Genomic DNA, 24,853 nt, shown 5'->3' with positions numbered 1-24,853 from the left:
ATTCATACGCGGACGAGGGCGAAATGGTTGTCCGGCACCGTGCCGCCGATCGCCAGGGACAGCCGCCAGCCACCACCATGGCGCAGGTCGGCCGGTTACGCGCGCCACACCGACGCTCCGGGCGCGCGGAGGACGGTTACGGTTGGTCGGTGACGTGGAACGCGTGGGTGCAGCGGATCTCGGGCGACCTGGCGGCGCTCTCGGGCGGCGACTGGTTGACCTTCACGGTGCGCGCCGACAGTGCACCCGTCGGAGCGTCCGTCGCCGACGTGCTCGTGCAGGCTCGGCCGCTCGAGGGCGTGCTCGCGCTCGAGTGCATCGCTGACACCGAGTTCGAGGGGCTGACCGACCTGACCGCGGCCCAGCAGTCCGCCCTCGTCGAGCTCGGCTGGGAGCAGGACGGCGACGACCCCGACTATGAGCGGACGTTCGCGCCCGAGGACACGACGTCGGCCGCCCAGCTGGTCGCCGCGACGCTCCGCGACGTGCTCGGCGCCGGCACGCCCGACGAGGTCGACGTGCGCCGACGGGACCTCGGCTAGGACCGGACGCGCTCGCCGGGCGTGGCGGCGGCGGCAGCGTCAGGATCCCCCGCCCCAGGTGCACGGAGCGCCGCCCGGCGCATCACCGCGGTGTATGCCGGCCGCACGAACCGCTTTGCCCGCCAGGCGATCTGGCCGTCCACATCCGTGAGGATGACGTCCTTGCGGGCATCGATCCCGCGCACCACCGCCGCAGCGACACCGTCCGCGGTGCGGCGCGCTCCGCTGACCATTCTCTTGCCGGCGTCCTCCAGCTCGGTGTCCGCGCCCTGGAAGGATGCGCCGAGGTTGGTGCGGAAGAACGACGGGCACACGACGGAGACCGCGATGCCGAAGGGCGCGAGCTCGTGGGACAGCGTCTCGCTCAGCGCCACCACTCCCGCCTTCACCGAGTTGTAGGCCGCCATCCCGGGTGCGTGGACGAGTCCGGCGAGCGACGCGGTGTTGACGATGTGTCCGCTGCCCTGCTGCTTGAGCAGCGGCGTGAACGTGCGACACCCGCGCACGACGCCGAGCAGGTTGATGTCGACGATGCGGTGCCACTCGTCCATCGTCGCGACATCGATCCGGCCGCCGGCTGCGACCCCGGCGTTGTTGACGAGCAGGTCGAGCCCACCCCACGTAGCGCGGACCTGCTCCAGCGCCGTGGCCCAGTCACCGTCGCTACGCACGTCGAGCGACAGGTAGTCGACTCCCGCCGGGACGGCGTCGGGGCGCTCAGGTGCGAGGTCCGTGGCCAGGACCCGGTCACCCCGCGCGGCCAGCGCGGTAGCGAGGGCCAGCCCGAGGCCGGAGGCGGCGCCGGTGACCAGGACCCGCTGGGAGGAGGTGGGCGTGTGACGTGAGCGGAGCGGCATACCGACCAACCTACGTCGGTGCCCGAGCCAGGACCGCAGGCAGCAGTCAGCGAACCGTGAGCGTGACCTTGCCCATCGCGCGGCGCTCGTCGATCTCGGCGAGTGCGGCGGCGACGTCGGCAAGCGGGTGGCGGGAGCCGATCGGGGGTGCGAGCAGGCCGGCCTCGAGCAGCGGCAGGATGGCCGCCCACTGCTCCTGAAGGTAGGCGGGGTTGGGGGTCCAGAAGGCGCCCCAGCCGACCCCCACCACGGAGATGTTGTTGAGCAGGAGCCGGTTGACCTTGACCTCGGGGATCTGGCCGGCAGTGAAGCCGATGACGAGGAGACGGCCCTCGGGCGCAAGGGCGCGCAGACTGTCGGTGAAGCGGTCTCCACCGACCGGGTCGACGACGATGTCAACGCCCCTTCCGTCCGTCAGCTCCTTTGCGCGAGTGAGGAACTCGTGAGCCATCAGGACATGGTGTGCGCCTGCCTCACGCGCCACCTCTGCCTTGTCCTCCGACGAGACGACCGCGATCACGCGAGCATCCATGGCCCTTGCCAGCTGCACCGCCGCCGTGCCGATCCCGCCGGCCGCACCGTGGACGAGGACGACCTCGCCCCGCTCGAGATGCCCGCGCTGGGTAAGAGCGAAGTGGACGGTCAGGTAGTTCATCGGCAGCGCAGCACCGACCTCGAACGGCACACCGTCTGGGAGCGGGAAGACCATCGCCTCGGGGACGGCGACCGTCTCGGCGAACGCCCCGAGGACCGGGAACGCCGCGACCCGGTCGCCCGGCGCGAACGTGCTTTCGGCTCCGGCCTCCCGCACGACCCCCGCACACTCCGCTCCCGGAACGAACGGCAGGTCCGGGCGCATCTGGTACAGGCCCTTGGTCAGCAGGACGTCGGGGAAGCTGACGCCCGCCTCGTGGACGTCGACCAGGACGTGCCCTGGCGGCAGGTCCGGCTCGGCGACGTCGTCGACAGTGACGGATCCGGGACCTTCGAGTGCCGTGACACGTGCAGCGCGCATGACGCGGACCCTACCCGCGTGGTCGACAATGAGGTATCGAGTCGCAAGGAGGCACCGATGTCTGTCATGAGCCGCGTAGGTCGCTGGGGCAACGAGACGATGAGCGCGCTGTACCGCCGTTTCGACACTCCCATGTTCCGCTCGGCGCGTGGCCTGCCGATCCTGCTCATCACCGTCGCCGGCCGTAAGTCCGGGACCCCGTACACCACGCCCGTGGCGTACTTCACCGACGGCGACGACCTCGTCGTGTGCGGGAGTGCCGGCGGCATGGTGGACGAGCCTCAGTGGTTCCGCAACCTGCGCAGGGCCGACCGTGCGCACGTCGAGATGGGCGACGAGGAGTTCGGCGTCGAGGTCCATGTCGCGACGGGCGCCGAGCACGACCGGCTGTGGGCACGGCTGCTCGAGCTCTCACCGCACTTCGCCGACTACCAGTCCAAGATCGAGCGCAAGGGAGGCACGCGCACCCTGCCGCTCGCCGTACTGACCCGCGGTGCGGCCACGCCCGGGTCATAGGCTGACGGGGTGACCGAGCCGCTGACGCGCCTGCCCGACGGGACCATCAAGCAGGTCAACCCCTTCACCGGCACCAAGGTGTGGACCCTTCCCGGGCGAGGCGCGCGCCCGCTCGGGATCGTCCCCTCCGAGCGGCACCCGCTCGACCCCCAGCTGCTCGACCGCTGCTGTGCCTTCTGCACCGGGCGGATGCTCGAGACCACCCCGGAGATCGCACGGGTCGTCAGGGACGACGGTGGATGGCGCGAGATCCGTGGACTTCGGGCCGAACAGCTCGACGACACGGTGCCCGAGTTCCGCCTCATTCCCAACCTCTTCGAGATCCTCACCTACGACTACTGGCACCTGACGCACGGCTTCGAGCCGACCCCGGAGGCGCAGGGCCGACGGACGGCATACCTCGCCACGCCCGAGGGGCGGGCGCACGTCGCTGCGCTCGCGCGGATCAGGATGCGCGCGCGGGGCGCCGCAGGGGCGGACGCCGAGCCGCTCGCCGAGGACGACCTCGAGCGGGAGTCTGTCGGCCTGTTCGCCGGGAACCACCAGGTCATCGTCGCGCGCCGCCACTTCGTCGACGGCGCCACCGACGACACCCAGAGCGCGTCCTCAGGATCGCTGACGCCCGAAGAGCACTGGAAGTACACGGAGTTCGCCATCACGGCCATGCGCGACCTCTACCACGGCAACCCGTGTGCGCGGTTCGTGTCGGTCTTCCAGAACTGGCTCCGCCCCGCCGGCGCGTCCTTCGACCACCTGCACAAACAGGTCGTCGCGATCGACGAGCTGGGTCCCCAGGTCGAGCGGGAGGCGGAGCGGCTCCGGGCGGAGCCCAACCTCTACCGTCGCTGGGGACGTGAGTATGCCGCTGCGCACGGACTTGTCGTCGCGCGCACCAACACCGCCGTCGCTCTCGTCGGGGTCGGGCACCGTTTCCCCTCGCTCGAGGTCCACACGACCGAGACCCATCGCGCGCCGTGGGAGCTCGGTGCCGACGAGGTCCGCGACCTCTCCGACATGCTGCATGCCTGTCATGCTGCCACCGGAGCGGACGTGCCCACCAACGAGGAGTGGCATCACCGGCCACCGACGCTCGACCTGCCGATGCCCCTGCGCGTCGTCCTCAAGTGGCGGATCTCCACGCTGGCCGGCTTCGAGGGCGGGACGAAGATCTACGTGAACACCATCGACCCGTGGACGATGCACGACCGCACCGTGACGCGCCTGCGGACCCTCCTCGACGAGGGCGCGGTGTCCAAGCGCATCACGCTCGGCTGACGGTCACCGACGCAGCTCCATCGCCTCGGTCACGTCACCACGCAGCATGTCGCGCCGGTCGAGCAGGTAGTTCTGGCGCATCAGCCATGGCGCCCCGTCGCCCTGCCGCGGCAGGTCGGGGGAGGCCCGCTGGACGTAGCCGGACGTCAGCGGGAGAAGCGGCTTGCCCACCATCCCCTCAGGTGCGCGCGGCACGGCCACCCGCCACCCATCGGCATACAGGTGGTTGAGCAGCCGGCACACGTAGCGGCTGGCCAGGTCGGAGCGAAGCGTCCACGTGGCGTTGACGTACCCGACGCAGACGGCGAGGTTGGGAACGCCGCCGAACATCATGCCGCGGTAGACGTAGAGCTCCCGCGTGGACCGGCGCTCACCGTCCACGACGAAGTCGATGCCACCGCCGACCTTGAGCCGCAGGCCGGTCGCCGTCACGATGACGTCCGCCTCCAGCTCGCCGCCTGACGTCAACCGTATGCCGCGCGGCGTGAACGTCTCGATCGTGTCGGTGACGACGTGCGCCGTCCCGTCCCGCAGGACCCGGAACAGGTCCCCGTCGGGCACGATGCACAGGCGTTGGTCCCACGGGTCGTAGTCGGGCGTGAAGTGCTCACCGGCCAACTCCGGCGACCCGAGCGCGCGTTGGGCACCCTTGGTGAGCAACGCTTTTGCCGCTTCGGGCCGACGGCGGCTCAGCTGGTAGAACGCCAGCGACACGAGGACGTTCTTGTACCGGACCACGTCGTCGCCCATCCGTCCCGGCAGCACCGTGCGGACCACCTCACGCACCCGGTCGCGGCGCGGCAGGGCGGTGACCCACGACGGCGTGCGCTGCAGCATGGTCACGTCGGCGCCTCGGTCGGCGAGCGCTGGGACGAGCGTCACGGCCGTCGCACCCGAGCCGATGACGACCACCTTGCGCCCGGCCACCTCGAGCGCCTCCGGCCAGAACTGGGGGTGCACGACCTGCCCCTCGAACCGCTCGCGGCCCGGAAAGGCCGGGTCGTGCCCGCGCTCGTAGTCGTAGTAGCCGCTGCACAGGTAGAGGAACCCGCAGGTCAGCTCCTCACGGACCGAGTCGCTACGCTCGACGGTCACCGTCCAGCGCGCCTCGTCGCTCGACCAGGAGGCAGCGACTACCTTGTGCCCGAAGCGAACTCGCCGGTCGATGCCGTACTTGCGTGCCGTCGACCGCAGGTAGTTCAGGATCTTGTCGCCGTCGGCGATCGCGTCGGCGTCCTGCCATGGCTCGAACGGGAAGCCGAGGGTGAACATGTCGGAGTCGGACCGGACGCCGGGATAGCGGAACAGGTCCCACGTGCCTCCCAGCTCGTCGCGCGCCTCGAGGATCGCGTACGACCTCGTCGGGCACATCGTCTGGAGCCGGTAGCCGGCCCCGATGCCGGAGAGGCCGGCGCCGACGACGAGCACGTCGAGATGTTCGGTCACGCCCCCATTGTGCGGGGTTCACTCGGGCTGGTTCCCAGCCGCCCCGTTGATCGTGAACGGCGTCGTGACGCCGTCGTACATGACGTGCGCGACCAGACCGTCCACAGCGTGTGGCAGCGTGTGGCAGTGGTCGCTCCAGATGCCGGGGTTATCCGCGACGAACGCGACCTCGTACGTCTCGCCAGGCCGCACGTCGAGTGTATCGACCCACCACGGGCTCCCTTGGGCCGCAACGGAGTTCCGCGACAGGACGACGACGTGATGGCCGTGCAGGTGCATCGGGTGCACCTCGTCCGAGTTGTTCGTCAGGCGCATCACGACGACGTCACCCTCGCGGACGTGGAACATCGGGACGTCGGGGAAGAGCCGGCCGTTGACGGTCCAGAACACCCCGGGCCGGCCGTCGATGAGGCCGATCCGGCGCCCGATCGTGTAGTCGAACGTCTTGTCGGGGTGCGACGGGTCGAAGCCGAGCGGTGCCGGGCGGCCGTAGTCCAGCAGGTCCAGCACCTCGCGCGGCTGCGCGACGGGGCCGGGCGCCGCGGCGGCTGCCGGCCCCAGGATGACGCTGCGAGCACCCCCGACGTGCACCCGGGCAGCGGATCCGTCGGCCGGAGTCGTGACCATCAGGTCGACGCGCCCGCCCGCGGGGACCAGCACCGAGCGGTCGACCACCTCGGTGGGCCCGACGACGTCATGGCCGTCGACCGCCGCGACCCGGTAGGGAACCGACGACCACACGGTCGCCGTGCCCTGGTCGGTGTTGACGACCCGGATGCGGACGGGCTGGCCCGGGGTGGCCACCACCCGCTCGTCCTCAGCGCGTCCGCCCAACGTGTGCTGGCCGGCATACACGTGCAGGAGCGCGACGACGTCGACGGGGCTCCGCGAGCCAGGGGCGGCGGGGGCCGCGGGTGGGCTGACGACGAGCGCCCCGAAGAGGCCGCGCTCGACCTGCTCGTGCGACACCTGGTGGGAGTGGTACCAGTACGTCCCGGCGTCCTTCACCACGAACCGGTAGACGTATCGCCCGCCGACCGGCACGGCATCCTGGGTGATGCCGGCGACGCCGTCCGCCGCGTTCGGCACGTCCACGCCGTGCCAGTGGAGGGTCGCGCCGTCGCGCACCGACTCGTTGACGAAGGTGACCTCGACGAGCTGGCCCTGGCGCGCCCGGATGGTCGGGCCCGGCGACGTGCCGTTGACGGTGTAGCCCTCGACCGACCGGCCACCGGGGATCTCGACGGTGCCGCTGCGCGCGACGAGCTCGACCTTGACGTCTGCCCGCCGTGCGGGGTCCGCCGTCAGTGACGTCACACTGACGCCACCCGCGCCTGCCCCGCCATGGGCGGCGTGAGCGGCGTCGTGACCCATGGCCATGACCGAGTACTCGCCGAGCCGGCTCGACCACCAGCCGAAGGCTGCGAGGCCGAGCGCCGCGGCCAGCGCGACCAGAGCGACCGCGCGCCGCAGGACCTCCCCGCGACGCAGGTCAGACCGCGACACGAGTGCTCGGCGAGGCCGCCTCTACGGCACCGGCGACGCGGGCGCGGCGGGCGGCGTGGACGGCGATGAGCAGCAGGGCGAGCGCGTTCGCACCGTGGAGCAGGCCGAGGTAGGGCACGTCGACGATCGAGTAGCCGAGCATGGCCTGGACGACGACCAGCCCGAACAGGACCGCCGCCCACGTGCGTGCCCGCGGCGTCCTGACGAAGAACGAGACGACGAGCAGCAGCAGCGCGGCAGCCGGGATGACCATCCCGCCGACGATGCCGTGCACCACGAAGCCGAGCTCGCCGGTGAAGTTGGAGGCCGTCTGGCTCTCGACGAGCGCCTTGTCGACGACGCCTCCGTCCTGGACGAAGCCCGCCATGCCCCCGAAGCCGAACGCGATCGCCGCCGCCTGCACGAACACCCCGCCGGCGATGATCCAGGCGAGCACGATGTAGGTCTTGCGCATCAGAGGGTCCTTTCGCGGATGCCGGATGAGTCCCCTCCACGATCCGCGGGCCGGGACAGCGCGGTAACAAGGCAGCCCACAGAGTCGATGGAGGTTCTCCCCCAGAGCCACGTGTGGCCTACCCGGTGACGCGCGACCGGCCCAGGGCCGATCATGAAGTGTGCTCGTGAGGCGAGGCTGGTTGGTGACGCTCGGTGTCGTCGGCACCGCGTCGCTGCTCTATGTCTTCGTCGTGCGCGGGTTCGTCGACATCGGCCCGCTCCCCGGAGCGGGACTGGGCTGGCCGCTCGTCGGCGTACTGCCCCTCTACGCCTTCGGCCTCTGGCTGCTCACAGCGACCTCGTCGCGCGTCGCGGTCTACGTCGCGCTCGGGGCGACCGCGATGGCGGTCAGTGCGGCATACGAGACGGCGGTCGAGCGCAACCCCGACGTGCTCACCTGGAGCGGCTTCCCGCTGCTCAACTCGATCGGCCTGACCTCCGACGCCCTGGCCACCATCGGCTTCCTGCTCATGATCGCGACCTTCCCCAACGGCGTGCTCGAGCACACGTGGCAGCGCGTCGCCTGCCGACTGCTCTGGCTCCAGGCGCTGGTCGCGCCGCTGACGCTGCTGACGACCCCGCAGGTCGTCATGACGCAGTACATCGGCGTCCAGGCGACCATCCCGAACCCGTATGCCGTCCCCGCACTCGAATGGGCGGCGCCGGTCGTCGACGCACTCCTCGTCCAGGCCGCCCCGGCGCTCGTCCTGGGCATCGGCGTGCTGTACAGCAGGGCCTTCTTCGGCCCTCCCAAGACCCGGGCCCAGCTCAGGCTCCTGGCCTGGGCGGCCACGTTCGCGCTCGGCTCCTTCGGCATGTGGGAGAAGGTGCCGGAACTCGGGCTGGACGACGGGCCACTCGGCTGGATCAGCCAGGTCGCGGTCTTCGTCGGCCTCTTCATGCTGCCCGCTGCCTGCATCCACGGCATCCTGCGCTACGGCGCCTTCGACATCGCCCTCGCGGACCGGGGCCGCGCCGTCGTGCGTTCGTCGACCGTGCTCATCACCGTCCTGTACGGCATCGCGGTGGCCGCGCCGGTGGTGCTGATCAGCGACAAGCTCACAGCGGTCAGCGCGGCGCTGTTGTCGGCGGTCCTGGCCGTGGCCCTGCTCCCCGTGCGCGGGTGGCTCGAGCGGGCCATCCACCGCGCGGTCTTCGGTGACCGCGACCACCACCTCGCACTGCTCAGCGAGCTCGGGGCGCGGCTCGAGCAGGCCGTCGAGCTCGACGAGGTGCTGACCAGGCTGGCGCAGTCGCTGCGCGACGGGCTCGACGCGACCTGGGTCAGGATCCGGCTCGTCGGCTCCGACGGTGAGGTGACCGACTCGTCCCTCGGAGTCGCGGGCGAGACGACGGGCGACCCCGTCGTGGTGCACGACCTCACGCAGGGCGACGCGCGGCTCGGCCGCATCGAGGTCGGCCCGGGGCGTCACGGCGACTACAGCCTCGCCGAGCTCACCCTCCTCGGCACCGTGGCACGGCAGGCCACGACGGCCGTCTCCAACGTCCACCTCACGGCCCAGCTCGCCGACCAGCTCGACGAGCTGACCGCGTCCCGGGTGCGCCTCATCACCGCCCAGGACGCCGAGCGACGGCGCATCGAGCGCGACCTTCACGACGGCATCCAGCAGAACGTCGTCGCGCTCATCGCCAGCCTGCGCCTCGCCCGTAACCGGCTCGACCGTGGCACGCTTCGCCGTGAGGAGCTGTCCGAGCTGCAGGACCAGGCGCGCGAGACGCTTGCGGACCTGCGGGAGCTGGCACACGGCATACACCCGCAGGTCCTCAGCGACAGCGGGCTGGTGGCTGCGATCGAGTCCCGCACGACCCGCTTCCCGGTGCCGCTCACCATCGAGGCCGACGACGAGCTGCGCTCGCGGAGGTTCGACCCCGACGTCGAGACCGTCGCGTTCTACACCATCCGCGAGGCGCTCTCGAACGTCGCCAAGCATGCCAACGCGTCCCGGGTGCGAGTCGCCTTGAGCCGCAACGAGACTAGGCTTCGGGTCATGGTCTCGGACGACGGTATGGGCTTCGACCCCGGCGCTGGAATCGATGCCCATGCCGGGCTCGCGAACATCCGCGACCGCGTCGCCGCCGTCCACGGCCACCTCCACGTGTCCAGCGCGCCGGGACGCGGCACACAGATCGTCGTCGACCTGCCGATCGAGCCCGAGACGGTGACGGAGTCGCCGACGCCGGAGCCGGCGAATGCCTGAGCCGCTGCGAGTGGTCATCGCCGAGGACAACTACCTCGTCCGGGAGGGCGTGCGCCGCCTGCTCGAGGACTCCGGTGAGGTCACGGTCCTGGCGTGCGTCGGCACTGCGACCGAGCTGCTCGACGCCGTGCGGCGGCTCGCGCCGGACGCCGTGCTGACCGACATCCGGATGCCGCCGACCCACCAGATGGAAGGGATCGAGGCAGCGCACGCCGTCCGGGCGGCATACCCGTCGACCGGTGTCGTCGTGCTCTCGCAGCACACCGACGAGAGCTACGCCCTGGCCCTCTTCGCGCACGGGTCCGCGGGCGTCGGCTACCTGCTCAAGGACCGGGTCGGTGACCTGGAGGACCTCGTCCATGCCCTGCGCGAGGTGTGCGCGGGCGGGTCGGTCGTCGACCCGCAGATCGTCGACGCCCTGGTGCGCCGCCGCAGCCAGGGGGTCACCAGCCCTCTCGCCGGGCTGTCACCACGCGAGCTCGACGTGCTCCGCGAGATGGCGCTGGGCCGCACCAACGCCGGCATCGAGCAAGCGCTGCACCTGTCGTCCTCGACGGTCGAGAAGCACGTCAACGCGATCTTCACCAAGCTCGGCCTCTCCGAGGCACCGGTGCATCGCCGCGTCGCCGCCGTCCTCGCCTTCCTCGACGCGGAGCATGGCTCGATCAACGCTCCCTGATGGCCCGGGCATCAGCCGGGACCCGACCTGCCCGCCCGGTCAGGAAGGGTCATGCTCGACCTCGGCGGTCAGGCATCCGTCTCCGGCGGCGTTCGCGCCGGCGGCCACGAGAGCGTCAGGCCTCGGCTAACGATCGCCCGTGCCACCAAGGCCGTTCGCGTGCGAACAGCCATCTTGACCAGGGCCGAGGCGACCTGGTTTCGCACCGTGTACGGGCTCACCCCCAGCTCGTGCGCGGCACCCTTGGTGTCGTGTCCGGCGGCCAACAGGGCGACCACTCGCCACTCGGCCTCAGAGAGATCAGTGATCCCTCGCGAGCTTCTGGCGCGGCCGTCGTGGAGTGGGGGCTGGGCACTCATCGCCGCAGCTGTGCTCGCCCCGGTGGTCGGCTCCGTGGTTGCGATCTCGATATTCATCACTGGCCTCAGGTCGGGGAGCGTCCAACAGGCACATCAGCACTGATGTGGGTGGTCTCCACGGAGGCGCGCGGTTGTCGTCGTGCCCGCGCTCAGGCGATGAGCTCGCGCACGTGCGGGACGACCTCCTCGGCGTAGAGCCTGATGCACTCCAGGCGCTGCTCATGCGGAAGCGTCCCCATGGAGTACTTCAGCTGGAACCGTGAAACACCCAGCAGGCCAACGGTTTCCGCAATCTTCTGTGCGACGGTCTCGGGCGACCCGCAGTAGACCGCACCGTCGGGTCCGACCTGCGCCAGCGCCTGCTCCTTGGTCATCGGAGCCCAGCGCCGCTCGCGGCCGATCTTGTTCATGTACGGCACGAAGTGCGGGAGGAACTCGTCGCGGGCCTGGTCGTCGGTGGCGGCCACATAGCCGGGCGAGTGCACACCGACGGGCAGCTCGGGCCGGCCCATCTCCTTCAGCGCCCGCCGGTACAGGTCGGCGAGCGGCACGAACTGCCGGGCCGAGCCGCCGATGATTGCGATCACCACCGGGAAGCCGTAGTGGGCGGCCCGCACCACGGACTGCGGCGTGCCCCCGACGCCGACCCACACGGGCAGGCGGCCCGACTCGGTTGCGGGCATGACCCGGTCGACCTGGACCGGCGGACGGATCGAGCCCTGCCACGCGATGGGTTTCTCGGCGACCACGGCCGCGAGCAGGTCGAGCTTCTCCTCGAAGAGCAGCTCGTAGTCGTTGAGGTCGAGCCCGAAGAGCGGAAAGGACTCGACGAACGAGCCGCGGCCCACGGTGATCTCGGCCCGGCTGTGCGAGATCGCGTCGACCGTCGAGAAACGCTGGAACACCCGGATGGGGTCATCCGAGCTGAGCACCGTGACGGAGGTGCCAAGGCGGATCCGCTCGGTGCGGGCGGCGAGCCCCGCGAGCAGGACGTCGGGGGCGCTGACGGCGTAGTCGTCCCGGTGGTGCTCGCCGATCCCGATGAAGTCGAGCCCGAGCCGGTCGGCGAGCTCTCCTTCGGCCAGGACCTCCCGGATGACGACGGCCGGATGGAGCGGCTGCCCGTCCGGCCCGTTCGCGATGTCACCGAAGGTGTCCAGGCCGAGTTCGAGGCTCATGGGCCCATCGTAGGTATGCCGCCTCCCCACCCCTTCGTCGAGTGAGCGCGTCGTCCCACAGGTCACGCGTGTTACGAAGCGCCCACTCGACCAGACGGGGGTATGCCATCCGACCCCGACCCCTGAGTGGGCGGGTCAGGCGCCGAGGTTCCAGGCGCGCTCGGAGACGGGGTTCCACCGGCGCACCGACTCGATCTGGCCGTCGATGGGCCGGGTCCGGCCGAGCACGGCCAGCGCCTCGCCGACCTGCCGGGAGCCGAGGCCCCGGGCGAGCGTGACGTGCGGGGTCCACCGACCGGGACGCACCTGGTCCGGGACGTCGGGTGCGGCGACCATGGCCTCGGCGATCGCCGCGTGCAGCGACAGGAGGCGAGCGCAGGGCACGAGCAGCCGGGCCAGTACGAAGCGCCGGGACCCCATGACCACGAGCGGGCCGAGCCGCACGGGCACGGGTAGCTGTCCGCGCACGATGGCCCGAAGGCGTGCCTCGACGAAGTCCGGCACCGACCCGGCGACCGAGAGGGTGAGGTGCGGAGCCGCGGCGACACCGAGCTGCTTCGCCTGGCTCGGCAGGCCGGCGCCGGCGAGGGCAGCCCATTCGGCTCGGATCTGGTGGTCCGAGCCGGCGTCGAGCAGGGCCTCGACCGACTGCACAGGCATTCGCTCAGGCCACCTCGCGAGGCTCCGGCTGGCCGATGCCCAGGTGGTCGCCGACGAACGACTGGATCGTCTGCGTGTGCTCGGTCCAGCGACTGTCGCCGACCTCCACCACGAGCGTGGGCAGGTCCAGCCGTGACAGCAGGTCGAGCTCCAGCTGCCGCCGGTGCCGCATGAACTCGACGTATCCCTCGAACCCCTGCAGACCGCGGGCGAGGCCATACCCCTGCTTCGTGTGGTAGCCGACCACCCGGTCCAGCCACTCCTGCGGCCGCTCGGCAGCCGCACGCTCGAGGATCTCGCCCGGGTCGCCGGGATCGAGGTAGACCAGGGCCGGCGACTGCGAGGACACCGTCTCTACGAGAGCCTGGACGTGACGCTCCAGCACGAGGTCTGGCTGGTCGAACCGGGCCACGAGGGCGCAGACCGGGTTCTGGAGCAGCACGCACTCCCAGATCTGGATGGTGTCGCGCGGCTCGCGACCGAACCGTCGCCAGCTGTCTGCGAGCACCCGCGTATGCAGCTCGGGCGTGATGCTGCCGTCGTAGCCGTCGTGGTCGCGCAGCCGGCTCACGAGCCCTCGGGGCAGGTCGGACCGCCGTCGCCCGTATCGCACCAGCCAGGCGTCACCGGACCGTTCTGCGGCGCCGATGAGGGCGCTCGCGTCGGCGGGGAACTGGCCGAGCAGCCCCACAAGGTCGTCGTTCGTCAGCACGGCGACCTGCTCGAAGTCGACCGGGTGGTCGACCCGGCCCTCGGCGAAGTGCTGGGCTCGCACACCCTGTGCAGCCAGCCAGAGGCCGAGGCCATGCGCGGTCGTGCTCTTGCCCGACCCCGGCAGGCCCTCGACCATGATCACACCAGACACGTCATCCCTCTCTCGGATCAAGTTTGCCGAGAATAGCTGCGAGAGAGTCCCGCTCGCGATCGGACAGGGCGCCGAAAAAAGCGGCCGCGTCCTCGCGCCGCGCGGCCTCTACGTCGGCGAGCACGGCCTCGCCCTCCGTGGTCAGCTCGACCGTCGTCGCCCGGCGGTCGGACGGGTCCGCGGCGCGCCGCACCAGCCCCCGGTCCTCGAGGCGGTCGACCACGTCGGTGGCCGACCGCGGCGCGATCCGGAGGTGCTCGGCGACGACACCGAGCCGCGTCGGGCCACCGTGGCCGATGACCCGCAGCGCACGAGCGTCGTGAGGAGCAAGGTCGTGGCCCAGGCCCCGTGCCCAGCGGCGGCGCAGCGCCCGAGCGGCACCGAGCAGCAGCTCGTCGAGGGCGGGCTCGTCGTCCCCTGCCTGCCCAGGGACTCCACCCCGTCGATGGGGGTGGTGAGGGGGCGACGGCATGGGAGCAGCATACGGCCACTTGCCCACAACCTCATAGTGAGGTAACCTCATTAAGCCTCACACCCCTAGCGAAGGAGGGAACGCTTGCCTGAGCTCCCCCACCACACCGCAGGGCGCGGCCCCACCCGCCTCGACCCGGCCGACCGCGCACAGCTCGCCGAGTCGCCCGTCTCGATCCGTCGGGTCCTCGCCCTCTTCCGTCCCCACGGCGGCGTCGTCGCCGTCGTCACCGCGACGATCGTCGTCATCTCGGTCATCTCGATGGCCCAGCCGTTCCTGTTGCGCTCCGTCATCGACGACGCCCTGCCCCACCAGGACGTCCGCCTGCTCCTGCTGGCCGTCGGCGGCATGCTCGCCGTCACCGTCGTCACCCAGCTGCTCGGTGTCGTGCAGACCTGGCTGACCACCGCCGTCGGCCAGCGCGTCATGCACGGACTGCGCACCGACGTCTTCCGGCATCTCCAGCGCCAGTCGATCGCCTTCTTCACACGCACGCGCGGCGGTGAGGTGCAGTCGCGCCTCACCCACGACATCAGCGGTATGCAGTCGGTCATCACCTCGACGGCAACGTCCATCGCGAGCAACGTCACGACGGCCATCGCCACGGCCATCGCCATGGTCGCCATCAGCCCACGCCTGTCCCTGCTGTCGCTGCTCGTCATCCCCCCGGCCGTCCTCATGACCCGCCGGGTCGCCCTGCTGCGCCGCGACATCACCACGCAGCGGCAGCGCCGCCTCGCCGACCTGCACAGCCAGGTCGAGGAGGGCCTCACGGTCAGCGGCGCCACCCTCGTCAAGACCCTCGGGGCCGGCGACGCCACCGCCGAGCGGTTCTCGGCCACCTCGACCGACCTCATCGACCTCGAGCTGCGGTCGCAGCTGGCCGGCCGCTGGCGGATGGCGACGATGCAGATGGTCTTCGCCGCGATCCCGGCGCTCATCTACCTCGCCGCGGGCTTCCCGGCCACCTCAGGCGGCATGACGATCGGCACGCTGATCGCCTTCACGACGCTGCAGGGGACGATCTTCCGGCCGCTGCTGGGTCTGCTCGACGTGGGCGCCCAGTGGATCACCTCGATGGCCCTGTTCAGCCGGATCTTCGCCTACCTCGACCTCCCAGTCGAGGTCGCCCCACCGGCCGAGCCGGTCGCGATCGACCTCCGCTCGGTCCGCGGCGAGATCGTGATCGACGACGTGACCTTCACGCACGACGGACGGGTCAACGCACTCGACGGCGTCACCCTCCACGTCCCGGCCGGAAGCACCGTGGCGCTCGTCGGCGAGACCGGCTCCGGCAAGTCCACCCTCGCCGGGCTGGTCGCGCGCCTGCACGACCCCACCTCGGGCACGGTCGCCATCGACGGCATCGACCTGCGCGACCTGGACCCCGGCGACCTCGCCAGCATCGTCGGGGTCGTCAGCCAGGACACCTACCTCGTGCACGCGTCGATCCGCGACAACCTCCTGCTCGCCGCCCCCGAGGCGCCCGACGACGAGCTGTGGCGAGCGCTCGAGGCCGCCCAGGTCGCGGTGCTCGTCGCAAGCCTGCCCGAGGGGCTCGACACGGTCGTCGGCGCCCGCGGGCATCGCTTCTCAGGTGGCGAGAAGCAGCGCCTTGCCATCGCGCGCACGCTCCTGCGTAATCCGAGGGTCCTCGTGCTCGACGAAGCGACCAGTGCTCTGGACAACGACACCGAGCGCGACCTGCAAGCGGCCCTTGACCACCTCATGGCCGGGCGCACCACCATCGCGATCGCACACCGGCTGTCGACCGTCCGCGATGCCGACCAGATCGCGGTGCTCGACCACGGCCGGGTCGTCGAGCTCGGCGACCACGACGCGCTCGTGGGCCGCGGCGGTCGCTACGCACGCCTGGCCGCCGCCGACCTCGCCCCGGCCGCCTGACCAATCCCGCAGGGTATGCCGGTCGCTGGGGTATGCCGCTGCGCCGCGCGTGACGGTCAGCCGGGCACGCCGGTCAGGCGGGCGTTCCCGCTCGAGCGGGGTAGCTCGAGTGCGGGATGTCTCCGGTCCGGCTCTATCTGCGTTGCTCCACCACGTGGACCAACGCAGAGGGCGCGGATACCGCCGCTCAGGCCGGGCCGTAGTCGAGGTGAACGACGCCGTTGGCGTAGACGTCGGACCCCTTGAGGGACAAGGTCGTCGGGTCGACGCCGTCAGCGAAGAGCCGCTTCCCGGTGCCGCGGGCGACCGGGTAGACGAACAGGTGCAGGTCGTCGACGAGCCCGTCCCGGAGCAGCGCCCGCACGAGGGTGCCGCTGCCTGAGACGTAGATGATGCCGTCGGTCCCGTCCTTGAGCCTGCGGATCGCCTCCGGGTCGTAGGGCATCGTCGTCGACGGACCCCACTCGACGCCGGGCTGCTGCGACGCGACGACGTACTTGTGGGTCTCGTTGAAGAACGGAGCGCCGGGGTCGTCCGCGACCGTGCGGGTCGACCAGGCAGGCGCGAACGCCTCGTAGGTCCGGCGGCCGAGGAGGATCGCCTTGGCCGGCCCGGTGATCGCGGCGAGGGTCTCACCCATCCTCGGGTCGAAGCCGAACTCGAAGGTCCAGCTCGGGTCCTCGTAGACGCCGTCAAGTGCGATGAACTCGTGAACTGCGATGCTGCCCATGAGCATCCACCCTTGGGCCACAGGGCCTTCCCGTCAACCCGGTGTGGCAACGTTGGCTCTGTGGAACTACGCGAGCCGGCGCACCTCGTCTCACCCAAGGCGGTTCGGATGTGGACCGTGGAGGCGCTGTTCGCGAACCTCTTCCTCGTCGCCGCGCAGGTCATCTGGTGGTTGGTCGACGACGACTCCGACCGCACGAGCCACCTGGTCGTGGCCCTGGTCTGGCTCGTCGTCGCGGTGGCGTACGTCATCGTCATGCCGCGCTGGCGCTACCGGGTCCACCGGTGGGAGGCGACCGAGCACGCCATCTACACCCAGACCGGCTGGCTCAACCAGGAGCGTCGCATCGCACCACTGTCCCGGGTGCAGACCGTCGACCTGGAACGCGGACCGGTGGCCCAGCTCTTCGGGCTCGCATCGGTGCGGGTCACGACGGCATCCGCCGCCGGCCCCCTGAAGATCCACGGGCTCGACCTGCCCGTCGCGCAGCAGCTGGTCGACTCGCTCACGACCGCGGCAGTCCTGGAGAAGGGCGACGCGACGTGACCGACCGGGCTCCCGCTGCCGACGACGAGACGGGGTGGCGCCGCCTCGACCCGCGGATGCTGCTCATCCACCCGCTCGAGACCCTGGTGCGCCTCCTGCCCGCCCTCCTGGCGATCTTCATCGCCCGCCTCGGCAGCGACGGCAACGACCGCTGGGAGCTCCTCGCGCTCCCCGTCATCGTCGCCTACGGGGTGTTCCGCTGGCTGACGACTCGCTACCGGATCGGCGACGGCCAGATCGAGCTCCGGCGAGGCCTGCTCACCAAGCAGACGACGACCGCACGGCTGGACAAGGTGCGCACGGTCGACCTCACCGCCAAGCTGCACCACCGGGTCCTCGGGCTGGCCAAGGTCGAGATCTCGACCGGCGGCAGCCGCCGCGACCGGCTCGTCCTCGACTCGCTCCAGGCGGACGAGGGACGCCGGCTTCGCGCGGAGCTGCTGCATCGCATCGACCCGGCGGTCACCGCGCTGCCCAAGCCGTCGGGTCCTCCGGTCGACGATGCCGGGATCGCGGAGGTGCTCGCCGACGCGCCGCCTCCACCCCTAGACGAGGAGCTGGTACGCCTCGACCCGACCTGGGTGCGCTACGCACCGCTGACGATGACGGGCATCGCGACCGCGGCGGCCGGCCTCGGATTCATCACGCAGGGCTTCTCACGTCTCGGCGAGGAGGGGCAGGCCATCATCGAGCGGGCCCAGTGGGTCCGCAGCCTCGCGTGGTGGATCGACGCCGTGCTCGTGCTCGCGCTCGTCTCGGCACTGGCGGTGACGGCATACATCCTCGCCTTCTGGGGCTTCCGCCTGACCCGCAACCGGCTGGGAAGCCTCCACACGACACGTGGGCTGCTGACGAGCCGTGAGACGAGCATCGACCACGGACGGGTGCGCGGCATCCGGCTCGACGAGCCGCTGGGGCTGCGGCTGGCCGGGGCGCGCCGCCTCAAGGTCGTCACGACAGGTCTGCTGCGCGAGCGCGGTGGGTCCGACTGGCTCTGCCCCCCGGCACCGGCGAGTGTCGTCACCGGTGTCGCGTTCGAGGTGGTCCCGGACGCGGCCGCCATCCTCGCGGCGCCCGCGCAGCACGGACCCGCGGCCCGGCGCCGCCGGCTCATCCGCTCCATCGTGCCGGCGGCGATGGTCGTCGCGCTGCTCGTCCTCCTCCGCCTGGTGTGGGACCTGCCGCTGCTGTGGGTGGGCATCGGCCCGGTCCTGCTCGTCGCCGCGGTGTGGGTCGGTCTCGACCGCTACACGGGCCTGGGGCACCTCGTGACGGAAGGACACCTCGTCGCGCGCGAGGGATCGCTCGACCGGCGGCGCGTGGTCCTCGACCGTGACGGGATCATCGGCTGGACCGTCCGCCGCTCGTTCTTCCAGCGCCGCTCAGGCCTGGCGACGCTCGTGGCCACGACCGCTGCGGGCGACCAGCACTACGATGTCGTCGACGTGCCGGTCGACCGTGCGGTCGCGGTGATCGCGGAGATCAGCCCGGACCTGCTGGCCGAGTTCGCCTGAACGAGAGGCGGCTACGCCTTCTCGAGGATCCGGACCAGCCCGTCGTATCCCTTGGCGCGGGCGTGCTCGAGCGCGGTGACGCCGTCCTTGTCGGCGATGGCCGGGTCGGCGCCCGCGGCCAGCAGGATGCGGACGATCTCCTGGTGCCGCTGCCCACCGTCGCCGAGGATCACCGCCTCCAGCAGTGCGGTCCAGCCGAGGTCGTTGACGTGGTTGACGTCGATCCCCGTCTTCACGACGCGCCGAACGTAGTCGACGTGCCCCCGTTCGCTGGCCGGGATCACCGAGACGCCGCCATAGCGGTTGCGGATGGTGAGGTCGGGCCTCGCCGGGAGCAGCGCTTCGAGCATGGCCACGCTCCCCGTGACGCCGGTGACGAGCCACGGGGTGTCGTGTCGGTCGTCGAGCGCGTCGGCATCGGCGCCCATCGCGACGAGGACGCGGGCAGCGTCGACCCGGTCGAAGGTGGCCGCGAGCAGCAGCGCCGTGCGCCGCCGACCGTCCCGCGCCTCGAGGTCGGCTCCCGCCCGCAGCGCGAGCGCGACCCGGTCGGCGTCACCCGCCTCTGCCGCCGCGAGCAGCTCACGGTCCGGGTCGGCGATGGGCTTGCCAGTCGTCGCCGTCACGAGCACTCCTTCGAGTCGGGGTTGGTTTCGTTCGCGAGCCATCTGCAGCGGGGTGAGCCGCTCGGTGCCGGACGGCTGCTCGAGAGCGACCCCGCCCGCCACGAGCACGCGCAGCGTGTCGACGTATGCCGTCGTGTCCCGTCCCAGCCAGACGGCCTCGTGGATCGCCTGGTAGCCGATGCGGTTGACATGGTCTCGGTCGATGCCGGCGCGCAGCAGCTCGCCGACGACGAGGGCGTGCCCGCGCTCGGCGGCGCGGATCAGCCCCGTGCCGTTCCAGCTGTCCTTGTCGTCGACCCTGGCACCGTGGGACAGCGTGAGGCGCAGCAGCTCGAGGTGGCCCTCGCTGGTCGCGACGAGATAGGCCGACTGCCCCGTCTCGTCCTTGGCGTTGACGTCGGCGCCGCGGGCCACGAGGGTCCGAGCGCGATCGACGTCGTCGGCCCAGGCGGCGTCGCGCAGCGCCTCGTCGAGGGCCGCCTGTTCGGCCGGGGTGGGCGATGTCGGGCTCACCCGGTCGAGTGTGGCGGATGGGGTCGGGCGCTGACTCGACGAGGGGGTGTCGCGCGTGATGTCTGGGGTCGGGCGCCCACTCGACGGGAGGCTCGGGCTGCTGCAGCCGGCCAGGACGACGCCGCCCAAGGCGAGGACGAGCCCGACGGCGGCGCTCCGTTTGCGGGCCGTGGCGCGTAGATGGGTGGCAATCCACCGGTCCGGGCCTCCGTTTGGGGGCCGTGGCGCGTAGATGGGCGGCAATTCACCGGTCCGGGCCCCCGTTTGCGGGCCCCGGCGCGTAGATGGGTGGCAATTCACCGGTCCCGGCCCCCGTTTGGGGGCCCCGGCGCGTAGATGGGTGGCTCTCATGGCACGAACGGGTCGGTGACGACCTCGTACGGCGGCGTCGCGACGGCCTCGTCGAACTTGCTGTCGACATACATCGTCCGCCCGCGCAGCACCTTGGCGGTAGTGAGCACCCGGGCCGGGTCCGTCGCCCGCTGCGAGAGCAGCTCGGCCGACCTGCCGTCAGCCGTGAGCTGCAGGGTCGCGAGCATGCGCGAGAAGTTGCGCACCACGCTGAGGCGGGTGCCCTGGAGCACGAGGCCGTCGGCGTTGACGAGGTCGGCCGAGCCGGTCGCCACCGGAGTCACGGACCCGTCGGCCAGGGCGAAACGCCAGAGCAGCCCGACGTTCCCCTGCGCGACGACGAGGGCCGAGCCGTCCTGGCTGACAACGATGCCGCCGAGGTTGAAGCCGCTCGCCTGTGCGATCGTGCCGGTCGCGTCGGCCCACAGGTCCGCCGACCACCCGTTCGCCCCTTCGGCGACCCGGATCACCTGCGGCGCACTGGAGTTCGTGAAGTAGGCCGCCCCGTCCGGGCCGATCGCGACGTCGTTGAGGAAGACGTTGTCACCCGGGGCTCTGAGAGCCGCGAGCAGCTCGCCGGACGGCGAGTAGACCCACAGGTCCGGGCGGCCCGGCTGCCCGATCCCGTTCGGCCCACCGGCGACGTACACCCGGCCTGCGGAGTCGGTCGTGACGCCGCGGGCGGTCCAGCGGCCGTCGGTGCCGTCGCCGCCGACCCACTCGCTCGTCTGCGTGGCCCCCGCGATGCCGCGGTGGATCTCGCCACCGGTCGTCTCGCTGACGTAGAAGACGCCACGCCGCTCGTCGGCGCCGATGCCCTCGAACTTCGACCCGCCCTCGTCCCCACTGAGGACGTAGCGGTCCGGCCGGCCCTCGCCGGACGCGGTCGCGGCGGGTGCCAGCACGGCGAGCGTGGTCGCCGCGGTGAGCACGGACAGGGTGGCGATGGTGCGCTTCATGTGGGACTCCTCGGGTCGGTGCCGTGGGTGATTCACGGGGTCGTCTCCCACTGTCGTGCGCGGCCCTGACCTTCCGCGTCGGGCAACCGTCCACTTCTGACTAGCCGATCGGATGATGCCGCCGTCGCCTGCCGTCCCTAGGCTGGCGGGTCATGGAGTCCGTCGGCATCCTCGCTCCCGCCCGGCTCGACCGGTGGCTGCAGGTCGTGCTCCTCGTGCTCCTCGTCACGTGCGCGGCGCGGTACCTCATGCGCCACCCCTTCGACGTCACAGCGGTGCTCATCCTCCTCGGGGCCGCAGCCCTGGGCGTCGCCTACTCCACCCGTCACCTGGTTGCGGACCGGCCGGCCTGGCCGACCGTCTGGGTGGTGTTCGTCGTCGTCCTCTGGATGGCTCTGACCCTCGTCGCGCCCTCCTTCGCATGGACGGCGGTGCCCGTCGCGTTCGCCGTGCTCCAGGTACTTCCCTTTCCGTATGCCGTCGGCGTCGTCGTGCTCATGACCGCGGTCGTCAGCGTGGCGTGGGCCCGGATCACCGAGGACGTCGACCCGACGGTCTTCGTCGGCCCGGTCGGCATTGCCCTGGTCACAGTGCTGTCGTACCGCGCCCTGGAGCGCGAGGCCCGAACTCGTCAGACCCTGATCGACGATCTCACCGAGGCGCAGGCGGATCTCGCTGCGGCACAACGACGCTCGGGCGCGCTCGCGGAGCGCACCCGGCTGTCTCGCGAGATCCACGACTCCGTGGGGCAGGAGCTGTCGAGCATCGCGCTGCTGCTCAACGCAGCGGAGCAGGAGTGGGACCGGCGCCCCGACGAGGCGCGGCGGCACGTGCACACGGCCGGCGACGCTGCACGGGAAGGGCTCGAGGAGGTGCGCCAGGTGGTCCGCGGCCTGGCACCGGCCGGGCTGGAGACGGACGGCGCCGACACTGCCTCGGCGCTGCCGGACGCGGTGCGACGAGTGGCAGAGACGACCACTCACGGTATCGACGTCCAGGTGCGGGTGCACGGGGTCCCGGTCCCAGTGCCGTCCGACGTCGCAGGTGCCATCGTCCGGTCGGCGAGGGGTGCGCTGGCGAACGTCGTCGAGCACTCCGGTGCGAGCCGCGCCGTGGTCAGCCTGACCTACAACCCCGACGAGGTCCTGCTCGACGTGCGCGACGACGGGAAGGGCTTCGATCCCGCACACCCTCGGGACCGCGGCGACCGTGGTCGTGGGCTGGACGGCATACGGGACCGGGCGACCGGGCTGGGAGGCCGGGCCACCGTCGAGAGCAGCCCCGGCGAGGGAACCGCGGTCTCCGTGGCCTTCCCGCTGGACGGTGAGCGATGAGCGCAGCGCAGGCGACCGTCCGCGTCGTCCTCGTCGACGACCACCCCGTCGTGCGAGCCGGCCTGCGGGCGCTCGTCGAGGGGCAGGACGACCTGACCGTGGTCGGTGAGGCGAGCGACCTCGACGGCGCGCTGCGCGTCGTCCAGCAGGAGCGACCCGACGTCGTCCTCATGGACCTCAACCTCGGCGCCGGCGTGGGCGGTGCGGAGGTGACGGCGCGGCTTCGCGCGCTGCCACACCCGCCCGACATCCTCGTGCTGACGACGTACGACACCGAGGCCGACGTGCTGCGGGCGCTGGACGCCGGTGCCGTCGGGTACCTGCTCAAGGACGCGCCACCCGACCAGCTCTTCGCCGGCATCCGCTCCACCGCCCGCGGCGAGACGGTGCTCGCGCCCTCGGTCGCGGCCACGCTCGTGCGGCGCGCGGGCTCGCCGGGCCCTGTCGTGACCGAGCGGGAGGTCGAGGTCCTGGAGCTGCTGGCACGTGGCCTCGGCAACCGGGAGATGGCCCGCGAGCTGTTGGTCTCGGAGGCGACGGTCAAGTCCCATCTGTCGCACATCTACACCAAGCTCGGCGTCGACACTCGCGCCGGCGCCGTGGCGGCCGCGATCGAGCGGCGCATCATCCGCCCGTAGGGACCCGGCGCTCACTCGACCGGGCCTCCCGACGGGGCGAGACGGCATACCCGGAGAGCGTCAGCGACGTCACCGGTGGCTGTGGAGCGGACGGCGCGCAGCGCATCGGCGCGACCGCGAGGCCGCGCCGATGCGATGGTGGAGGTGGCTGCACCAAGGCGCTGTCGTCAGCGGGCCGCGCCGACGAGCTCTGGCTCCGGCTCAATGGCCAGCGGCGCCGCAGGCGCGACGTCGTCGTCGATCATCGCGGCCTCGTCGAAGGGGAGACGCCCGGCAAGCACCAGATCCGCCTTGGCCTTGTCGATCTCACCGACCCAGGTGCCGATGAGCACGGTCGCGATGGCGTTGCCGGCGAAGTTCGTCAGCGCCCGGGCCTCGCTCATGAGCCGGTCGATGCCGACGATGATGCCGACGCCCGGCACGAGGTCTGGACGGTGCGACTGGAGGCCACCCGCGAGCGTGGCGAGCCCGGCACCGCTGACCCCCGCGGCGCCCTTGCTCGCGATGATCATGAACACGAGGAGCGAGATCTGCTGGCCGATCGTGAACGGCTTGTCCATCGCCTCGGCGATGAACAGGCTCGCCATCGTCAGGTAGATCGCGGTGCCGTCGAGGTTGAAGGAGTACCCCGTCGGGACGGTGATGCCGACGACCGGGCGGGACACGCCGAGGTGCTCCATCTTCGCGATGAGGCGCGGCAGGGCCGACTCCGACGACGAGGTCGACAGGATGAGCAGGAACTCGCGGCCCAGGTACTTCAGCAGGGAGAAGACGTTGATCCCCGTGACCGTCCGCAGGATCGCGCCGAGGAAGCCGAACACGAAGATCGCGCACGTCACATAGAAGGCGAGCATGAGCAGCCCGAGGCTCTTGAGCGAACCGAGACCGGTCGCGCCCACGAGCGCGGCCATGGCACCGAAGGCGCCGACCGGGGCGGCCCACATGATCATCGACATCAGCCGGAAGACGAGCTTCTCCAGGTACTTGACCGCCGTCAGGATCGGCTCACCGGACGGCCCCATCTTCTGCAGCGCGAAGCCGACGAGCAGGGCGATGACGAGGACCTGAAGGACCGAGCCGGAGGTGAGGGCCGAGACGAGCGTGTCGGGGATGAGCCCGAGGAGGAAGTCGACGGTCGTCTCCGCACCGCCGCCGGCCGCGCTCTGGCCGGCGGCAGCCGTCGCCTCCGTCAGGCCGAGACCGGCGCCGGGCTTGATGATGTTGCCGACGACGAGACCGATCGCGAGCGCGACGGTCGACATCGTGACGAAGTAGGCGAGCGCCAGACCGCCCACCTTGCCGACCTGAGCGGCCTTGCGGACGGATCCGATGCCGAGCACGATCGTGCAGAAGATGATCGGCGTGATCATCATCTTGATGACGTTGACGAACCCCGTGCCCAGGGGCTTGAGGCTCTTGCCGAGCTCGGGAAACAACGCCCCGACGACGATGCCGGCGACCATCGCGACGATGACGGCGACGTAGAGGTAATGGGTGCGGTCGCGCTTCTGCCGAGTCCCAGATGCCGGGGGCTTCTGGGCGTCGACGGCGCTGTCGGCGGTGTGGCTCACGGTGACCTCCGTTGGCGAGGCCCGGGCCGGTGCCGGGCTGGTGGATGCCCCGAGCCTGGTCGCGGGAGTGACTAGGGTCACG

General features: G+C 71.3%; 24 protein-coding genes. 10 read left to right on the top strand and 14 right to left on the bottom strand.

Annotated features, from left to right (window positions below):
• Positions 1-149: 149 nt before the first annotated feature.
• A complete protein-coding gene (locus ACWEOW_RS16280; protein ID WP_452270264.1) occupies positions 150-542 on the top strand; it encodes a TY-Chap domain-containing protein in 393 nt (130 codons plus the stop codon).
• Here ACWEOW_RS16280 and ACWEOW_RS16275 read toward each other — a convergent pair.
• Both ACWEOW_RS16275 and ACWEOW_RS16270 read right to left on the bottom strand, forming a co-directional pair.
• A complete protein-coding gene (locus ACWEOW_RS16275) occupies positions 539-1,399 on the bottom strand; it encodes an SDR family NAD(P)-dependent oxidoreductase (RefSeq protein ID WP_452270263.1) in 861 nt (286 codons plus the stop codon). The genes ACWEOW_RS16280 and ACWEOW_RS16275 overlap by 4 nt on opposite strands.
• A 46-nt stretch (positions 1,400-1,445) precedes the next feature.
• Positions 1,446-2,414: an NADPH:quinone oxidoreductase family protein gene (locus tag ACWEOW_RS16270; protein ID WP_452270262.1), complete on the bottom strand. Its 969-nt coding sequence runs from the start codon at positions 2,412-2,414 to the stop codon at positions 1,446-1,448.
• Positions 2,415-2,471: 57 nt separating this feature from the next.
• On the opposite strand from ACWEOW_RS16270, the gene ACWEOW_RS16265 reads away from it, so the two are divergent.
• Positions 2,472-2,930 (top strand): nitroreductase family deazaflavin-dependent oxidoreductase, encoded by a 459-nt coding sequence (locus ACWEOW_RS16265; protein ID WP_452270261.1) that lies wholly within the window; start codon positions 2,472-2,474, stop codon positions 2,928-2,930.
• A gap of 9 nt (positions 2,931-2,939) precedes the next feature.
• Positions 2,940-4,205: a DUF4921 family protein gene (locus ACWEOW_RS16260; protein ID WP_452270260.1), complete on the top strand. Its 1,266-nt coding sequence runs from the start codon at positions 2,940-2,942 to the stop codon at positions 4,203-4,205.
• Positions 4,206-4,208: 3 nt separating this feature from the next.
• On the opposite strand, the gene ACWEOW_RS16255 is transcribed toward ACWEOW_RS16260, so the two are convergent.
• Genes ACWEOW_RS16255 through ACWEOW_RS16245 form a run of 3 tightly spaced genes read right to left on the bottom strand, consistent with a single transcriptional unit; the run spans position 4,209 to position 7,611 of the window.
• Positions 4,209-5,651 (bottom strand): flavin-containing monooxygenase, encoded by a 1,443-nt coding sequence (locus tag ACWEOW_RS16255; RefSeq protein ID WP_452270259.1) that lies wholly within the window; start codon positions 5,649-5,651, stop codon positions 4,209-4,211.
• An 18-nt stretch (positions 5,652-5,669) separates the two neighbouring features.
• On the bottom strand, positions 5,670-7,157 hold the full coding sequence (locus ACWEOW_RS16250) for a multicopper oxidase family protein (RefSeq protein WP_452270258.1): 1,488 nt from the start codon (positions 7,155-7,157) through the stop codon (positions 5,670-5,672).
• Positions 7,144-7,611 carry a DUF6220 domain-containing protein gene (locus ACWEOW_RS16245; RefSeq protein ID WP_452270257.1) on the bottom strand — a complete coding sequence of 156 codons (468 nt, stop codon included), beginning with the start codon at positions 7,609-7,611 and terminating at the stop codon, positions 7,144-7,146. Before ACWEOW_RS16245 ends, ACWEOW_RS16250 begins: the two co-directional genes overlap by 14 nt.
• A gap of 166 nt (positions 7,612-7,777) precedes the next feature.
• On the opposite strand from ACWEOW_RS16245, the gene ACWEOW_RS16240 reads away from it, so the two are divergent.
• A complete protein-coding gene (locus tag ACWEOW_RS16240; RefSeq protein ID WP_452270256.1) occupies positions 7,778-9,871 on the top strand; it encodes a sensor histidine kinase in 2,094 nt (697 codons plus the stop codon).
• On the top strand, positions 9,864-10,550 hold the full coding sequence (locus tag ACWEOW_RS16235; RefSeq protein ID WP_452270255.1) for a response regulator transcription factor: 687 nt from the start codon (positions 9,864-9,866) through the stop codon (positions 10,548-10,550). Before ACWEOW_RS16240 ends, ACWEOW_RS16235 begins: the two co-directional genes overlap by 8 nt.
• Positions 10,551-10,618: 68 nt before the next feature.
• Here ACWEOW_RS16235 and ACWEOW_RS16230 read toward each other — a convergent pair whose 3' ends face one another.
• The 5 genes from ACWEOW_RS16230 to ACWEOW_RS16210 form a co-directional block, all read right to left on the bottom strand.
• Positions 10,619-10,909 (bottom strand): response regulator transcription factor, encoded by a 291-nt coding sequence (locus tag ACWEOW_RS16230; protein WP_452270254.1) that lies wholly within the window; start codon positions 10,907-10,909, stop codon positions 10,619-10,621.
• A 149-nt stretch (positions 10,910-11,058) separates the two neighbouring features.
• The gene (locus tag ACWEOW_RS16225) at positions 11,059-12,087 is read right to left on the bottom strand and encodes an LLM class flavin-dependent oxidoreductase (protein WP_452270253.1); all 1,029 of its coding nucleotides are present in this window, start codon (positions 12,085-12,087) and stop codon (positions 11,059-11,061) included.
• A gap of 135 nt (positions 12,088-12,222) precedes the next feature.
• Complete coding sequence (locus tag ACWEOW_RS16220) at positions 12,223-12,747, bottom strand: 2'-5' RNA ligase family protein (protein WP_452270252.1); 525 nt, start codon at positions 12,745-12,747, stop codon at positions 12,223-12,225.
• Between the two features lie 4 nt (positions 12,748-12,751).
• Positions 12,752-13,612: a hypothetical protein gene (locus ACWEOW_RS16215; protein WP_452270251.1), complete on the bottom strand. Its 861-nt coding sequence runs from the start codon at positions 13,610-13,612 to the stop codon at positions 12,752-12,754.
• A 1-nt stretch (position 13,613) separates the two neighbouring features.
• On the bottom strand, positions 13,614-14,084 hold the full coding sequence (locus ACWEOW_RS16210; RefSeq protein ID WP_452270250.1) for a MarR family winged helix-turn-helix transcriptional regulator: 471 nt from the start codon (positions 14,082-14,084) through the stop codon (positions 13,614-13,616).
• Positions 14,085-14,168: 84 nt separating this feature from the next.
• Between ACWEOW_RS16210 and ACWEOW_RS16205 the strand changes: the two genes are divergently transcribed.
• Positions 14,169-15,989 (top strand): ABC transporter ATP-binding protein, encoded by a 1,821-nt coding sequence (locus ACWEOW_RS16205; protein ID WP_452270249.1) that lies wholly within the window; start codon positions 14,169-14,171, stop codon positions 15,987-15,989.
• Positions 15,990-16,176: 187 nt separating this feature from the next.
• Here ACWEOW_RS16205 and ACWEOW_RS16200 read toward each other — a convergent pair whose 3' ends face one another.
• Complete coding sequence (locus ACWEOW_RS16200; RefSeq protein WP_452270248.1) at positions 16,177-16,719, bottom strand: dihydrofolate reductase family protein; 543 nt, start codon at positions 16,717-16,719, stop codon at positions 16,177-16,179.
• A gap of 60 nt (positions 16,720-16,779) precedes the next feature.
• Here ACWEOW_RS16200 and ACWEOW_RS16195 point away from each other — a divergent pair, with 60 nt between their 5' ends.
• On the top strand, positions 16,780-17,265 hold the full coding sequence (locus tag ACWEOW_RS16195) for a PH domain-containing protein (RefSeq protein ID WP_452270247.1): 486 nt from the start codon (positions 16,780-16,782) through the stop codon (positions 17,263-17,265).
• On the top strand, positions 17,262-18,779 hold the full coding sequence (locus tag ACWEOW_RS16190) for a PH domain-containing protein (RefSeq protein WP_452270246.1): 1,518 nt from the start codon (positions 17,262-17,264) through the stop codon (positions 18,777-18,779). Before ACWEOW_RS16195 ends, ACWEOW_RS16190 begins: the two co-directional genes overlap by 4 nt.
• Before the next feature lie 11 nt (positions 18,780-18,790).
• Here ACWEOW_RS16190 and ACWEOW_RS16185 read toward each other — a convergent pair whose 3' ends face one another.
• Complete coding sequence (locus tag ACWEOW_RS16185) at positions 18,791-19,918, bottom strand: ankyrin repeat domain-containing protein (protein ID WP_452270245.1); 1,128 nt, start codon at positions 19,916-19,918, stop codon at positions 18,791-18,793.
• Between the two features lie 347 nt (positions 19,919-20,265).
• Positions 20,266-21,228 (bottom strand): SMP-30/gluconolactonase/LRE family protein, encoded by a 963-nt coding sequence (locus ACWEOW_RS16180; RefSeq protein ID WP_452270244.1) that lies wholly within the window; start codon positions 21,226-21,228, stop codon positions 20,266-20,268.
• Positions 21,229-21,380: 152 nt separating this feature from the next.
• Between ACWEOW_RS16180 and ACWEOW_RS16175 the strand changes: the two genes are divergently transcribed.
• Together ACWEOW_RS16175 and ACWEOW_RS16170 are read left to right on the top strand one after the other, a co-directional pair.
• Complete coding sequence (locus tag ACWEOW_RS16175; protein ID WP_452270243.1) at positions 21,381-22,562, top strand: sensor histidine kinase; 1,182 nt, start codon at positions 21,381-21,383, stop codon at positions 22,560-22,562.
• Positions 22,559-23,200 (top strand): response regulator, encoded by a 642-nt coding sequence (locus tag ACWEOW_RS16170; protein ID WP_452270242.1) that lies wholly within the window; start codon positions 22,559-22,561, stop codon positions 23,198-23,200. Before ACWEOW_RS16175 ends, ACWEOW_RS16170 begins: the two co-directional genes overlap by 4 nt.
• A 167-nt stretch (positions 23,201-23,367) precedes the next feature.
• Here ACWEOW_RS16170 and ACWEOW_RS16165 read toward each other — a convergent pair whose 3' ends face one another.
• The gene (locus ACWEOW_RS16165; RefSeq protein ID WP_452270241.1) at positions 23,368-24,771 is read right to left on the bottom strand and encodes a cation:dicarboxylate symporter family transporter; all 1,404 of its coding nucleotides are present in this window, start codon (positions 24,769-24,771) and stop codon (positions 23,368-23,370) included.
• Positions 24,772-24,853 lie beyond the last annotated feature (82 nt).

It is taken from the genome of Monashia sp. NPDC004114, from assembly GCF_053603855.1.
The sequence above is the reverse complement of the archived record's forward strand: the minus strand, read 5'-3'. Positions and strand labels throughout refer to the sequence as shown.

Excerpts from the sequence above, each read along its gene's own strand:
- ACWEOW_RS16275 (WP_452270263.1), bottom strand. The coding sequence starts at position 1,399 with ATGCCGCTCCGCTCACGTCACACGCCCACCTCCTCCCAGCGGGTCCTG.
- ACWEOW_RS16270 (WP_452270262.1), bottom strand. The coding sequence starts at position 2,414 with ATGCGCGCTGCACGTGTCACGGCACTCGAAGGTCCCGGATCCGTCACT.
- ACWEOW_RS16265 (WP_452270261.1), top strand. The coding sequence starts at position 2,472 with ATGTCTGTCATGAGCCGCGTAGGTCGCTGGGGCAACGAGACGATGAGC.
- ACWEOW_RS16245 (WP_452270257.1), bottom strand. The coding sequence starts at position 7,611 with ATGCGCAAGACCTACATCGTGCTCGCCTGGATCATCGCCGGCGGGGTG.
- ACWEOW_RS16235 (WP_452270255.1), top strand. The coding sequence starts at position 9,864 with ATGCCTGAGCCGCTGCGAGTGGTCATCGCCGAGGACAACTACCTCGTC.
- ACWEOW_RS16230 (WP_452270254.1), bottom strand. The coding sequence starts at position 10,909 with ATGAGTGCCCAGCCCCCACTCCACGACGGCCGCGCCAGAAGCTCGCGA.
- ACWEOW_RS16225 (WP_452270253.1), bottom strand. The coding sequence starts at position 12,087 with ATGAGCCTCGAACTCGGCCTGGACACCTTCGGTGACATCGCGAACGGG.
- ACWEOW_RS16220 (WP_452270252.1), bottom strand. The coding sequence starts at position 12,747 with ATGCCTGTGCAGTCGGTCGAGGCCCTGCTCGACGCCGGCTCGGACCAC.
- ACWEOW_RS16210 (WP_452270250.1), bottom strand. The coding sequence starts at position 14,084 with ATGCCGTCGCCCCCTCACCACCCCCATCGACGGGGTGGAGTCCCTGGG.
- ACWEOW_RS16200 (WP_452270248.1), bottom strand. The coding sequence starts at position 16,719 with ATGGGCAGCATCGCAGTTCACGAGTTCATCGCACTTGACGGCGTCTAC.
- ACWEOW_RS16180 (WP_452270244.1), bottom strand. The coding sequence starts at position 21,228 with ATGAAGCGCACCATCGCCACCCTGTCCGTGCTCACCGCGGCGACCACG.
- ACWEOW_RS16175 (WP_452270243.1), top strand. The coding sequence starts at position 21,381 with ATGGAGTCCGTCGGCATCCTCGCTCCCGCCCGGCTCGACCGGTGGCTG.
- ACWEOW_RS16170 (WP_452270242.1), top strand. The coding sequence starts at position 22,559 with ATGAGCGCAGCGCAGGCGACCGTCCGCGTCGTCCTCGTCGACGACCAC.